The organism is Alkalilacustris brevis (assembly GCF_003350345.1).
Lineage (GTDB): Bacteria > Pseudomonadota > Alphaproteobacteria > Rhodobacterales > Rhodobacteraceae > Alkalilacustris > Alkalilacustris brevis.
Genome location: NZ_QNVJ01000036.1, coordinates 49398 through 61673 on the forward strand (window position 1 = coordinate 49398; position 12276 = coordinate 61673).

General features: G+C 67.9%; 9 protein-coding genes. 4 read left to right on the plus strand and 5 right to left on the minus strand.

From position 1 onward, the window contains the following. Positions 1-114: 114 nt before the first annotated feature. Genes ccmI through DQ229_RS05110 form a run of 3 tightly spaced genes read left to right on the plus strand, consistent with a single transcriptional unit; the run spans position 115 to position 2221 of the window. The gene (gene ccmI / locus DQ229_RS05100) at positions 115-1452 is read left to right on the plus strand and encodes a c-type cytochrome biogenesis protein CcmI (RefSeq protein ID WP_114965195.1); all 1338 of its coding nucleotides are present in this window, start codon (positions 115-117) and stop codon (positions 1450-1452) included. Continuing rightward, a complete protein-coding gene (gene ruvX, locus DQ229_RS05105) occupies positions 1449-1937 on the plus strand; it encodes a Holliday junction resolvase RuvX (RefSeq protein WP_114965196.1) in 489 nt (162 codons plus the stop codon). Before ccmI ends, ruvX begins: the two co-directional genes overlap by 4 nt. A 35-nt stretch (positions 1938-1972) precedes the next feature. Further along, positions 1973-2221, plus strand: a complete 249-nt coding sequence (locus DQ229_RS05110; protein WP_114965197.1) for a DUF1289 domain-containing protein — start codon at positions 1973-1975, stop codon at positions 2219-2221. 134 nt (positions 2222-2355) lie between these two features. Here the strand turns inward: DQ229_RS05110 and DQ229_RS05115 are convergent, their stop codons facing one another. Beyond that, positions 2356-3027 (minus strand): alpha/beta hydrolase, encoded by a 672-nt coding sequence (locus tag DQ229_RS05115; RefSeq protein WP_114965198.1) that lies wholly within the window; start codon positions 3025-3027, stop codon positions 2356-2358. Then, the gene (locus DQ229_RS05120) at positions 3024-3665 is read right to left on the minus strand and encodes a DNA-3-methyladenine glycosylase family protein (protein ID WP_114965199.1); all 642 of its coding nucleotides are present in this window, start codon (positions 3663-3665) and stop codon (positions 3024-3026) included. The genes DQ229_RS05115 and DQ229_RS05120 overlap by 4 nt, the downstream gene beginning before the upstream one ends. Positions 3666-3801: 136 nt before the next feature. Between DQ229_RS05120 and DQ229_RS05125 the strand changes: the two genes are divergently transcribed. Beyond that, positions 3802-5028, plus strand: coding sequence for an MFS transporter (locus DQ229_RS05125; protein WP_114965200.1), 1227 nt, complete (start codon positions 3802-3804; stop codon positions 5026-5028). Positions 5029-5074: 46 nt separating this feature from the next. Here DQ229_RS05125 and DQ229_RS05130 read toward each other — a convergent pair whose 3' ends face one another. From DQ229_RS05130 to DQ229_RS05140, 3 genes are all read right to left on the minus strand, one after another. Beyond that, positions 5075-6454, minus strand: a complete 1380-nt coding sequence (locus tag DQ229_RS05130) for a cytochrome P450 (protein WP_114965201.1) — start codon at positions 6452-6454, stop codon at positions 5075-5077. Continuing rightward, on the minus strand, positions 6451-7725 hold the full coding sequence (locus DQ229_RS05135) for a hypothetical protein (protein WP_238380963.1): 1275 nt from the start codon (positions 7723-7725) through the stop codon (positions 6451-6453). Before DQ229_RS05135 ends, DQ229_RS05130 begins: the two co-directional genes overlap by 4 nt. Before the next feature lie 453 nt (positions 7726-8178). Beyond that, on the minus strand, positions 8179-11853 hold the full coding sequence (locus DQ229_RS05140; RefSeq protein ID WP_114965203.1) for a vitamin B12-dependent ribonucleotide reductase: 3675 nt from the start codon (positions 11851-11853) through the stop codon (positions 8179-8181). Positions 11854-12276: the final 423 nt, after the last annotated feature.

Below are 12276 nucleotides of genomic sequence, written 5' to 3' on the forward strand. Positions count from 1 at the left end.
AGCAGGCGTCGCCTCCCCGCGCGCTGGCGGGGATGTGACCCCCTGCCGCGGCGATCGCCCTTTCGCCTGCCCCGGCAAGACTGTAGAGGGAAAGACAGGCATGACGGAGGTTTCATGACGTTCTGGATCACCGCAGCGGCCGTTTCGGTCATGGTGGGGGTGCTGATCCTGCTCGCGCTCTGGCGCGGCGGCATGGCTGATTCCACGCAGGATATGGCCGGCGATACCGACCGCGACGAGGATATCACCGTCTATCGCGACCAGCTGCGCGAGGTCGAGCGTGACGCCCGGCGCGGGCTGGTCAGCTCTGACGAGGCCGAGCGGCTGCGCATCGAGATCTCGCGCCGCATCCTGGAGGCCGATCGCACCCCGAACCGCCGCGCCCGTGCGCAGGCCACGCCTGCCGCTGCGATCTGGGCGGCCGCCGTGGCGGCGGTGGCGCTGATCGGGAGCAGTTTCTACGTTTATTCGGTTCTTGGCGCGCCGGGTTATCCTGACATGCCGCTTGCCAGCCGCATTGCCGAGGCGCGCGAGATTCACCAGACCCGCCCCGGCCAGGCCGAGGCAGAGGCCGAATTCGCCGCGATGCGCGAGGCCGAAACGGCCGCCGCCGGCGGGCTTGCCGAGGCCAATGGGCTTGACCTGCCGCCGATGGCCGACCCTGACGCACCCGGCGCGGCTGATCCGGAAAGCGAGGCGCTGGTGGCGCAATTGCGCGAGCTTCTGCGCCATCGCCCCGACGATGTCGAAGGCCACCGGCTGCTGGCCGCCAGCGAGATGCGGCTGGGCAACCATGTCGCGGCCTATACCGCGCAGGCGCGGGTGGTCGAGATTCTGGGCGACGAGGCCGGCGCCAGCGACCTGGTGACCTTGGCCGAGATGATGATCCAGGCCGCCGGCGGCTATGTCTCGCCCGAGGCGGAGCGGGCCCTGATGCGCGCGCTCGAAGTGCAGCCCGACCACCCCACGGCGCGCTATTTCACCGGGCTGATGATGGCACAGACGGGCCGGCCCGACATCACCTTCCGGCTGTGGCGGCAACTGCTCGAGGAAAGCCCGCCTGATGCCCCCTGGGTGCCGCCGATCCGCGGTGCGATCGAGCATCTGGCGATGCGTGCGGGCGTGCGCTACACCCCGCCGCCGGCCGGGGTGGCCCCGATGGCCGCCGGCCCCAGCGAGGCCGATATCGCCGCCGCCGCCGAACTGCCCCCGGAGGAACGCGAGCAGATGATCCGCGCCATGGTGCAGGGCCTTTCCTCGCGGCTGGCCAGCGAGGGCGGCGCGCCGGAAGACTGGGCGCGACTGATCGCGGCGCTCGGGGTGCTGGGCGAGCGTCAGCAGGCGCAGGACATCTGGACCGAGGCACAGGTGGTGTTCGGCGCCGCGCCCGAGGCGCTGGACGTGGTGCGCCAGGGCGCGGTGCAGGCCGGGGTGGCCGGGGTGGCACAATGAGCGTTTGCAACACCATCGAGGAATTCCACGCCGCCCTGCCCCCGCGCGCGGCCATCGCCGGGCTGGACCTGGGCGAAAAGACCATCGGTGTGGCCGTGTCGGACGTGATGCGCAGCGTTGCCAGCCCGCTCGAGACCATCCGGCGCGAGAAGTTCACGCTCGACGCGGTGCGCCTGCTCGAGATCGTCTCGGCGCGCCGGATTGCCGGGCTGGTGCTGGGGCTGCCGCGCAACATGGATGGCTCCGAGGGGCCGCGCTGCCAGTCGACCCGCGCGTTCGCGCGCAATCTGGCCGCAAGCACCGACATTCCCATCAGCTTCTGGGATGAGCGGCTTTCCACCGTTGCCGCGGAACGCGCGCTGCTCGAGGCGGACACCTCGCGCAGGCGGCGCTCCGAGGTGATCGACCATGTGGCGGCAAGCTACATACTTCAAGGCGCGTTGGACCGGATGCGCCACCTGGCGGCGGAGCAGGGCAATGACTGAAGACCCGTTACGCCATATTCCGGCAGGCCGAGCCGATGAGTGACGAGACCTGGAAACGCGACGAGGTGGACAGCCCTTGCGTGAAAATCTGTGTCATCCACCCGGAAAGCCGGCTCTGCACGGGCTGCCTGCGCAGTATGGATGAAATCGCCGCCTGGTCGGGGATGAGCGCACAAGCGCGGCGCGAGATCATCGCCGCCCTGCCCGCGCGCGCACCGCTCCAGCAAAAGCGCCGGGGCGGGCGCAGCGGCCGGTTGCAGCGTCGCGAGGCAGAGGGGCAGTAAGCAAGGGCGGTTCGCCCGACGGCGGCGCATCCAGACGGGCCGCGCGCCCCCTGGCCTGCGGGGGCCTGCGGCGCGGATATTTTTGCCAAGAAGATCAGGGAGCGCCGCGCCATGGCGGCAAGGCGTCCGGTGGTTCAGCCGGCGGAGGCGGGCAGCTTGTCGAGCAGGAAGCGCAGCGCGACCGAAAGCCCGTCAGGCGCGATGCCGTGGCCGGTGCCCTTCATGACATGGGCGTAGGTTTCGAATCCCGCGCGGGTCAGCGCATCGGCGGCTTCGGGCAATGAGGCGGGCGGCACCACCTCGTCGGCATCGCCATGCAAAAGCAGCACCGGCGGTTTGACGCGCGCCTCGGCTGCGAGCCGCTCGGGCGCAAGAAGCCGGCCCGAAAACCCCACAACGCCGGCCAGCGGCGCGGCGCGGCGGGGCGTGACATGCAGCGCCATCATCGTGCCTTGCGAAAACCCCACCAGCGCCAGCTGCGCCGGCGCGACGCGCTCGGCCTCGAGCACCGTGTCGATATAGGCATCGAGATCGGCGGCGGCGCGTTCCAGCCCCTCGGCCGCCTGCGCCTCGGAGGAGCCGTCGATCCAGGGGATGGGAAACCACTGATAGCCGAACGGGTTGCCGGTGCAGCGCTCGGGTGCGTCGGGCGCGAGAAACAGCGTGTCGGGCAGGTGCTGCGCCAGCGGATCGGCCAGCCCCAGCAGATCGGCGCCATCGGCGCCATAGCCATGCAGGAAGATCACGATGTTGCGGGTTGTGCCCGAGGCGGGCGCCCGGCGCCCGGCGGCCAGAGTGCGTGTCATGTGATCCCTTCCCGGTCTTTCTCGACGCGGTAATAGGCCCAGAGCAGCTGCGCCGCAACCGCCCGCCAGGGCGACCAGCTTTCCGCCATGCGCCGCAGCGGGGCCTCGCGCGGGCGTTCGGGCAGATCGAAAAGCATCCGCGCCGATTCCTGCAATGCCAGGTCGCCCGGCGCGAAGACATCGGCGCGCCCGAGGCTGAACATGGCGTAGATCTCGGCTGTCCAGCGGCCAATGCCGGGCACAGCGACCAGTTTTTCGACAACCGCTTCGGTGGGCGCTTCGCGCAGGGCGGGGTAGTCGATGCCGGCCTCGGCCAGCGCGCGGGCGTAGCGGATCTTCTGGCGCGACAGACCGGCGGTGCGCAGCGCCTCGTCATCGGCCTGCGCCAGCGCATGCGGCGCGCACAGCCCCGCGGCCTCGAGCCGGCCCCAGATGGCGCGCGCGGCGGCGACGCTGACCTGCTGGCTGACGATCGCGCCAAAAAGTGCGGCAAAGCCGTCCTCGCGCCGGCGCAAGGGAAGCGGGCCGGTCTGACGCAGCGCATGATCGAAACGCGGCTCGGCGCGGGCCAGCCAGGCCGCGCCCTCGGCCAGGCAGGCCTCGTTGCGGATGATGCGTCCTATGTGATCGTCAGACATCCCGTTCTCTTCCCCCGTGTTGCCATGCCCGCCGCAACCTAACCGCAACCGGCCCGGCGCGGCCAGAGCGCCGGCGCCGCGCATGCTGCTTTTTGCCTCTTTCCCTTGCCGGCTGCCAGCGTTACCTGTTGGGCCCATGAGCACCCAAAGCCCTGTTGCCGCGCCAGTCTCGGACGCCCGTGCAAAGCGCAATGTCATCGTGCTGGTCGCCGCGCAGGCGATCCTTGGCGCGCAGATGCCGATGATCTTCACCCTCGGCGGCCTGGCCGGCGGGATGCTTGCCAGCAACGCCTGCTGGGCGACGCTTCCGATTTCGCTGATCGTTCTGGGCTCGATGTGCACAGCCACGCCGCTGGCCAGTTTCATGCAGCGCTATGGTCGCCGCGCGGGCTTTGTCGTGGGCACGGCCGGCGGCACGGCGGGCGCGGTGATCGCGGCCTGGGGGCTTTACGCGGGCTCGTTCGAGCTGTTTCTCGTGGGCTCGTTCCTGACCGGCATCTACATGTCAGCGCAGGGGTTTTACCGTTTTGCCGCCGCCGACACGGCCTCGGAAACGTTCCGGCCGAAGGCGATTTCCTATGTCATGGCGGGCGGGTTGCTTTCTGCGGTGGTGGGCCCGCAACTGGTCAAGCTGACCGCCGAGGCGATGGTGGTGCCCTTCCTGGGCACCTATCTGGCGGTGATCGCGCTGAATCTGGGCGGAGTATTCCTGTTTGCGTTTCTCGACATTCCCAAGCCACCGCCCCCTGCCCCCGAGGCGCCGAACGTGCGCAGCCGGGGCGAGTTGCTGCGCACACCGCGCATTGCCGTGGCGGTGATCTGCGCCGCCGTCACCTATGCGTTGATGAATCTGGTGATGACCTCAACGCCGATCGCGGTGGTGGGCTGCGGATTCACCACCGGGCACGCGGCCGATATTGTCTCGGCCCATGTGCTGGCGATGTATGCGCCCTCGTTCTTCACCGGGCATCTGATCGTGCGCTTCGGGGTCGAGCGGATCGTGGCGCTGGGGCTGCTGATCCTCGCCGCGGCCGGCGGTGTGGCGCTGATGGGCGTCGAGCTGGAGCATTTCTTCCTCGCGCTGATCCTGCTGGGGATCGGCTGGAATTTCGGCTTCATCGGCGCCACGGCGATGCTGTCCACCGCGCACAGCCCGCAGGAGCGCGGACGCGTGCAGGGCATGAACGACCTGATCGTGTTTGGCGGTGTCACGCTTGCCTCGTTCAGCTCGGGCGGGCTGCTGAACTGCTCGGGCGGAACGGTTGAGCAAGGCTGGCAACTGGTCAATCTGGCGATGCTGCCGTTTCTGGTGCTGGCGGGGGCGGCGCTGATCTGGCTGTGGATGCGGCCGGCCGCGAACTGACGCGCGGCGCCAACCCAAGGCCTCCTGCCCCCTTCCGCGCGCGCCTTCAGCCGCGCCGTTCAAGCCGCAGCCAGATGCCATCGCGCGCACGCACGGTCAGATGCGCCTCAGGCACCGGCACCCGCTCGGGGGCAGGGACAAAACGAAAGGCCCGCAGCAGCAGGGCCAGCAACAAGACCCCCTCAATCATCGCAAACCCCGCCCCGGTGCACACCCTCGGCCCGGCAGAAAACGGGATATACGCCTGGCGCGCGCAGCGGCGGGTTTCCTCGCTGTCCCATCTGTCGGGATCGAACGCGTCGGGCGCGGTCCAGATGCGATTGTGCCGATGCAGATGCCAGGGGCTGAGCACCACCTGCGCGCCCTCCGGCACCGCGCGCTCTCGGAAACACTCGGCGCGCGCCGCCTCGCGCACCATCATGGGCACCGGCGGATAGAGGCGCAGCGCCTCGCGAAACACGTTGCGGATGAATTTCAGCCGCGCCACATCGGCAAATCCGGGGGCACCGTCGCCCGCCACGGCGCGGGCCTCGGCGGCGGCGCGCGCCTGCGCCTGCGGGTCGGTGGCCAGCAGATAAAGCGCCCAGGACAGCGCCGAGGCGCTGGTTTCATGCCCGGCCAGAAAGAAGATCGCCACCTGATCGACCATCTCGCCGGTTTCGAAAAGCTGCCCGGTTTCAGGGTCGCGCGTGGTCATGATCTTGGTGGCGAGGTCGTCGGGTGCGCGGCCTGCGGCGATCTCTTGCGCGCGCTCACGGGTCAGGCGGGTGATCAGGGCACGGATGCGGCGCGCGGTGCGCAACGTGGCACGGCGGTGCAGCCGCGGCAGCCAGCGCGGCAGACGCACGAACGCCGCGAGGTTCAGGATCGGTTGGGTGCGCTGATGCGCGCGGAACTGGGCAAAGACCTCGGACGCGACCTCGTGCTCGATGGGGATGGAAAACAGCGTGCGAAAGATCACATCGGCCGCCGCGTGGCTCATGGATTCCTCGATCTCGACCTTGGCATCGCCCGCCGCCAGCCGCGCCTCCAGCCGTGCCACTGCCGATTGCCCCGCCGCCAGCATGGCGGGAAATGTCTCGTGCAGCCGCCCCCCCTCGAAGGCCGGGTCGATGATCCGGCGTTGCCGCTTCCACTGCGCGCCATTGGTGACGAAGACCGACTCGCCCAGCAACGGCGCAAGCCCCTCGCGGATACGGTCGGATTTGGGGAAATCGTCAGGCCGCTCCTGCAGCACCAGCCGCACCAGCGAGGGGTCGTTGCACAGGAACGAGCGGAAAAACGGCGTGCGGAACTCTGCCATCCAGGCGCGATAGAGCTTCTCGGGCTGGGCCGAGAGGATATCACGCCGAAACATCCGCATGTAACGCCAGAGCGAAACCTTCTCGGGGCGCGAGACGGGCCGGGGCGGGGTCGGCGCGTTCATGCGGTGGCCTCGCGCGTGGTATGGGGGCTGAGCACCGCCTCCTTGCGGCTGGACGAGGGGCGGCGCCCGGCAAAGCGCTCGGCCAGGGTGCACGGCCCGGCGGTGATTGCGAAATAATCATAATCGCCAGGGTTGTCGAAAGCGCAGAGATACTGGAAATGCAGCCGGAAATAGCGCCGCTTGAGCCGCGCCCAGGTCTCGGGGCGCAGGGTCTGGCTGAACGCGGCCGAGATCACCAGCGGCCAGCGCTTGCCCGCAGGTGCCACACCGCTGACCGACACCGGATCGCACAGTGCATAGCAGCAGCCATCGCCCGGCGCGGAGACGTCGATCCAGGCCAGCGCCTCGCTTTGCGCCAGATAATGCAGGTCCTCGCGCAGCCTTGTGGCGCGCGGCAGGAAACTTTGCATCGGCACAGCCTGGCCCAGGGTGAGAAACCCCAGCGCCGCGCGCCCCGGCCGCCCGCCGCGCGCGCGCAAGACATCGGCCAGCACCGAAACCCCCAGATGTGCGCCCGAGGAATGGCCCACCACCAGCACCTCGTCTACCTCCGAGTCGAGCGCGACGGAAACCTGCCTGGCGAACTCGGACATGCGCGCCTCGAGCGCGGGCGGGGATTCCCCGTAATGCTGGGCGGTGAATGCGAAATCATGCAGCAGATAATGGGCATAGAACCGGCGGTCGAGCGCGCGGAACCACCACAGCACCGGCGGCACCACCGCAAGCCCCGCCAGCCGCGCGGGCCACCAGGGCAGCCAGGGCGCCAGCCCCGCGCCCTGCGGCGCCGCCAGCCAGGCCAGCCCCCGCCCCACCAGCGCCGCCGCCAGCAACGCCAGCCCAAGCTGGCCCAGCAGCATCACCACCGGATACATCGCGGTGATGACCGGCCCGCGCCGCAGCCGAAACAGCCGCCCCATCACCCCCGTGGAGAGGTAGATCCAGAAGGTGCGCGCCAGCAGCAGATAGGTGGCCAGCACCCCCCGCCGCATCGAATCGCGCACGATGTCGGCCCAGATCAGGATCGCGACATCGGTCTCGGTTTCGCCGCCCTCGATCCGGGCCGTGACATGCCAGCCATAGGGGCCATCCTTGCCGGATTTGGCGGCGATGCGGATCTCATGGCCGGAAATCGCGGCCTGCCGGGCGGCCTCGCTGCGGTAAAGCTCGCGGTAGCGGCGCGGCGGGAACGGATCATAACCGGGGATGTAGAACACCCGCCTGCGCTGCACCTGCCTGGCCCGGCCTTCGCCCATCTGCCTCTGATCCCGCATGACTTGCACGGGGCACAGGCTAAAGCAGTTCCTGCCGGAATTCATCGCTCTTTTGGCCCGGCGCCGCGACAAATCCCGGCCCGGCGCCATCCGCGCGCCTCGAGACTCCGCCGAACGCCTCTCGGAACCTTTCTCGCCGGGCGCCCTCTGGCCGGCGGGGGCCTGCGGCGCGGATATTTTCATCACAGTGAAGGGAGGGGCGCGCGCCCGGATATTCACTGTGGACAAATATCCGCGCCGCAGGCATCCGGATTCTGCCACTTGCGGTGCCAGCCGATCACATCGCGCCGCCGTCACGACACCCGGAAAAGAAAACGCCCGGATGCACGCTGGCATCCGGGCCAAGTCTTGTCTGCCCGACAGTTTCTTCTTCGCCGGTGCGTGCCGCCCCCTTGCCGGGGGGCGGTGTTCGTGATGTGCGGGCGCGCCCGAGGCCGGCGCGCGCTTGCCTTCTCAGCTACACCCGCTGGTGCCGCCGCAGGTGTTGCACTTCATGCAGGTGCCGTTGCGCACCAGCGTGTAGTTGCCGCATTCGCCGCAGGGGTCGCCCTCGTAGCCCTGCATCCGGGCGCGCGAGCGGGCGTTCATCGGCTCCACGTTCACGCTCTCGGCGCGCACAGCCACGTCCACGCTTTCCAGCCGTGCGGTGCCGCCGGGCGTGGTCGTCTCGGGCGCGATCGCGCGGGCCGTGGCCTCGCCGCCTTGCAGCACCACCAGTTCCTGCGGCAGGCGCTTGCGCAGATAGCCGGTCGAGCTGATCTGCCGCAGCACTTCCAGCCCGCGGCTGGCGGCATCCTCGGTTACGTCCCCGACATTGCGCTGCCCTTCCCGTTCGCCGCCGCCCAGATCATCGAAGGCGGCGCCTTCGGGCTTCACATGGGCCAGGTCGGTGCGGTCGAGATAGCTCACCGCCAGTTCGCGGAAGATGTAGTCGAGGATCGATGTGGCGTTCTTGATCGAGTCATTGCCCTGCACCATGCCCGCGGGTTCGAATTTGGTGAAGGTGAAGGCATCGACGAACTCCTCCAGCGGCACGCCGTATTGCAGGCCCACCGACACGGCGATGGCGAAGTTGTTCATCATCGCCCGGAAGCCCGCGCCTTCCTTGTGCATGTCGATGAAGATCTCGCCCAGCTTGCCGTCCTCATATTCGCCGGTGCGCAGATAGACCTTGTGGCCGCCGACAATGGCCTTCTGGGTATAGCCCTTGCGCCGTTGGGGCAGCTTCTCGCGGTCGCGGCGGATGACCTCCTTGATCACCAGCTTCTCGACAAACTTCTCGGCCAGCACCTGCGCCTTTTCCTGCGGGGTGCCGCTTTCCATGGTTTCGGCGGCCTCGTCGTCATCCTCGACCAGGGCTGACGCCAGCGGCTGGCTCAGCTTGGAGCCGTCGCGATAGAGCGCGTTGGCCTTGATGCCCAGCGAATGGCTCAGCTCATAGGCCGCCAGCGTATCGGCGATGCCGGCCGAATTGGGCATGTTGATGGTCTTGGAGATCGCCCCCGAGATGAAGCTCTGCGCCGCGGCCATCATGTAGATATGGCTGTCCACGCTCAGATAGCGCTTGCCCTTCTTGCCGCAGGGGTTGGCGCAATCGAACACGCTGTAGTGTTCCGGGCTGAGATGTGGCGCGCCTTCCAGCGTCATGGTGCCGCAGACATGATCGTTTGCAGCCTCGATCTGGGCCTTGCTGAAGCCCAGGTGCCGCAGCAGGTCAAAGCTCGGATCGTTGAGCTTTTCTGAAGGAATACCAAGGGCTTCCCGACAGAAGCTCTCGCCCAGGGTCCACTGGTTGAAGACAAAGCGGATATCGAAGGCCGAAGGCAGCGCCGCCTCGACCTTGGCGATTTCCGCCTCGCCGAACCCGTGCCCGATCAATGCCGTGTGGTTGATGCCCGGCGCATTGCCCAGGGAACCATGCCCCACCGCGTGGGCGGTGATCTCGCCGATCTGGGCCTCGGAATAGCCCAGCTTGGCCAGCGCCGCGGGCACCGAGCGGTTGATGATCTTGAAATACCCCCCGCCGGCGAGCTTCTTGAACTTGACCAGCGCGAAATCCGGCTCGATCCCGGTGGTGTCGCAATCCATCACCAGTCCGATGGTGCCGGTGGGGGCGATCACCGTGGCCTGCGCGTTGCGATAGCCATGCGCCTCGCCAAGGCTCAGCGCCTCGTCCCAGGCGGCGCGGGCCATCTCGACCAGCGTGGCGTCGGGGCAGTTGGCGGCATCCAGCGGCACCGGCTTGACCGCCAGTTCCTCATAGCCCCTGGCCATGCCCTGCGCCGCGCGGCGGTGATTGCGGATCACCCGCAGCATGTGCGCACTGTTCTTCGCGTAACCGGGGAACGGCCCCAGCTCGCCCGCCATTTCGGCCGAGGTGGCATAGCTCACGCCGGTCATCAGCGCGGTGAGCGCGCCGCACAGCGCGCGCCCCTCGTCCGAGTCGTATCCCAGCCCCATGCTCATCAGCAGCCCGCCGATATTGGCGTATCCCAGCCCCAGCGTGCGGAACTCATAGGACCGCTGCGCGATCTCCTTCGAGGGGAACTGCGCCATCGCCACGCTGATCTCCAGCGTGACCGTCCACAGCCGCGTGGCATGGACATAGCCCTCGGCGTCGAACTTGCCGTCGCGATAGAAGGTCAGCAGGTTCATCGACGCCAGGTTGCAGGCGGTATCGTCGAGGAACATGTATTCCGAACACGGGTTCGAGCCGCGGATTGCCCCGTCCGCCGGGCAGGTGTGCCAGGCATTGACCGTGTCGTGGAACTGGATGCCCGGATCGGCACAGGCCCAGGCGGCATGGCCGACCTGCTCCCAAAGCTCGCGCGCCTTCACCACCTTGGCCACCTCGCCATCGGTGCGGCGGATCAGCTCCCAGTCGGCATCGTCGCGCACTGCCTTGAGGAACGCATCCGTCACCCGCACCGAGTTGTTCGAGTTCTGCCCCGAAACCGTGACATAGGCTTCCGAATCCCAATCTGTGTCATAGGTGGGGAATTCGATCGAGGTGTAGCCTTGCCGGGCATACTGAAGAATCCGCCCGACATAGGTTTCGGGGATCATCGCCTTCTTGGCGGCTTTCACAGCCGCCTTCAGCGCGCCATTCTTCGCCGGATCGGTGGCGTCCTCCATCGACCCGTCCCAGGACTTGATCGCCGCGAAGATGTCGTTGAGGCGCAGCTCATGCGCCTTGGAGCCGGCGACAAGGCTGGCCACCTTCTGCTCCTCGATCACCTTCCAGTTGATGAACTGCTCGATATCGGGGTGATCCATGTCGCAGATCACCATCTTGGCCGCGCGCCGCGTGGTGCCGCCCGACTTGATCGCGCCCGCCGCGCGGTCGCCGATCTTCAGGAATCCCATCAGGCCGCTGGACTTGCCGCCGCCCGAAAGCTTCTCGCCCTCGCCGCGCAGGCTGGAAAAGTTGGTGCCCGTGCCCGAGCCATACTTGAACAGCCGCGCCTCACGCACCCAGAGGTCCATGATGCCGCCCTCGTTCACCAGGTCGTCGCTGACCGACTGGATGAAACAGGCATGCGGCTGCGGGTGTTCATAGGCTGATTTCGAACGCGTCAGCTTGCCGGTCGCGGGATCGACATAGAAATGGCCCTGCCCGGGTCCGTCGATACCATAGGCCCAGTGCAGGCCGGTGTTGAACCATTGCGGGCTGTTCGGCGCCGCCATCTGCCGCGCCAGCATCACGCGCATCTCGTCGAAATAGGCGCGCGCATCGGCCTCGGTGGTGAAATAGCCGCCCTTCCAGCCCCAATAGGCCCAGGCGCCGGCCAGCCGGTCGAACACCTGCCTGGCCGAGGTCTCGCCGCCATAGCGCCGATCCTCGGGCAGTTCCGCCAGCGCCGCCTCGTCCGGCACCGAGCGCCACAGGAATTCCGGCACGCCCTTTTCCTTGACGCGCTTGAGCCGCGCCGCTACGCCCGCCTTGCGGAAATACTTCTGCGCCAGCACATCCGAGGCCACCTGGCTCCAACTCGCCGGCACCTCGACCGCATCGTTGCGGAACACGACGGTGCCGTCGGGGTTGCGAATCTCCGAAACCGTGGTGGTGAATTCGATGGCCGCATATGCGTCCTGGCCGTCGGCGGTGAACTTGCGTTCGATCCTCATCTGCCCCAGTCCTTTTTTAACGCGCCCCTTCGGGCTTTTTTACACGCGCCCCTTAGGGCCTGATTTCCCTACGATGCCGCGGCGCCGCCCGGCCTCTCCGGGCCGGATTCTGCCGCGCGCGACTCGCGCCGTGACACTCCGAAACCAGACACAAATCTTTACTGCCCGCCCGGGCTTCCCGGGCGGCGCCAGAAGGCCCCGCTGAGGAACCCGTCTCGCTTGCGCTTTCTGCTTTCGGGGCGGGCACCACATATTGTGTCGCGCCTGCCGGTCCACACAAAGTGGCGTATTTATGCGGCTCCGGTCAACGGAATATTTAGCCCTGGAGCAGGTTTTTTCGCTTGACGCACGGATGCTCGATTCGGAGGCGACAGCGCAACGCGGCGCCTTGCACGCGCAGCAATCCGCAAAGCCCGCGCAACC

Excerpts from the sequence above, each read along its gene's own strand:
- ccmI (WP_114965195.1), top strand. The coding sequence starts at position 115 with ATGACGTTCTGGATCACCGCAGCGGCCGTTTCGGTCATGGTGGGGGTG.
- DQ229_RS05115 (WP_114965198.1), bottom strand. The coding sequence starts at position 3,027 with ATGACACGCACTCTGGCCGCCGGGCGCCGGGCGCCCGCCTCGGGCACA.
- DQ229_RS05120 (WP_114965199.1), bottom strand. The coding sequence starts at position 3,665 with ATGTCTGACGATCACATAGGACGCATCATCCGCAACGAGGCCTGCCTG.
- DQ229_RS05110 (WP_114965197.1), top strand. The coding sequence starts at position 1,973 with ATGAGTGACGAGACCTGGAAACGCGACGAGGTGGACAGCCCTTGCGTG.
- ruvX (WP_114965196.1), top strand. The coding sequence starts at position 1,449 with ATGAGCGTTTGCAACACCATCGAGGAATTCCACGCCGCCCTGCCCCCG.
- DQ229_RS05125 (WP_114965200.1), top strand. The coding sequence starts at position 3,802 with ATGAGCACCCAAAGCCCTGTTGCCGCGCCAGTCTCGGACGCCCGTGCA.
- DQ229_RS05140 (WP_114965203.1), bottom strand. The coding sequence starts at position 11,853 with ATGAGGATCGAACGCAAGTTCACCGCCGACGGCCAGGACGCATATGCG.
- DQ229_RS05135 (WP_238380963.1), bottom strand. The coding sequence starts at position 7,725 with ATGCGGGATCAGAGGCAGATGGGCGAAGGCCGGGCCAGGCAGGTGCAG.
- DQ229_RS05130 (WP_114965201.1), bottom strand. The coding sequence starts at position 6,454 with ATGAACGCGCCGACCCCGCCCCGGCCCGTCTCGCGCCCCGAGAAGGTT.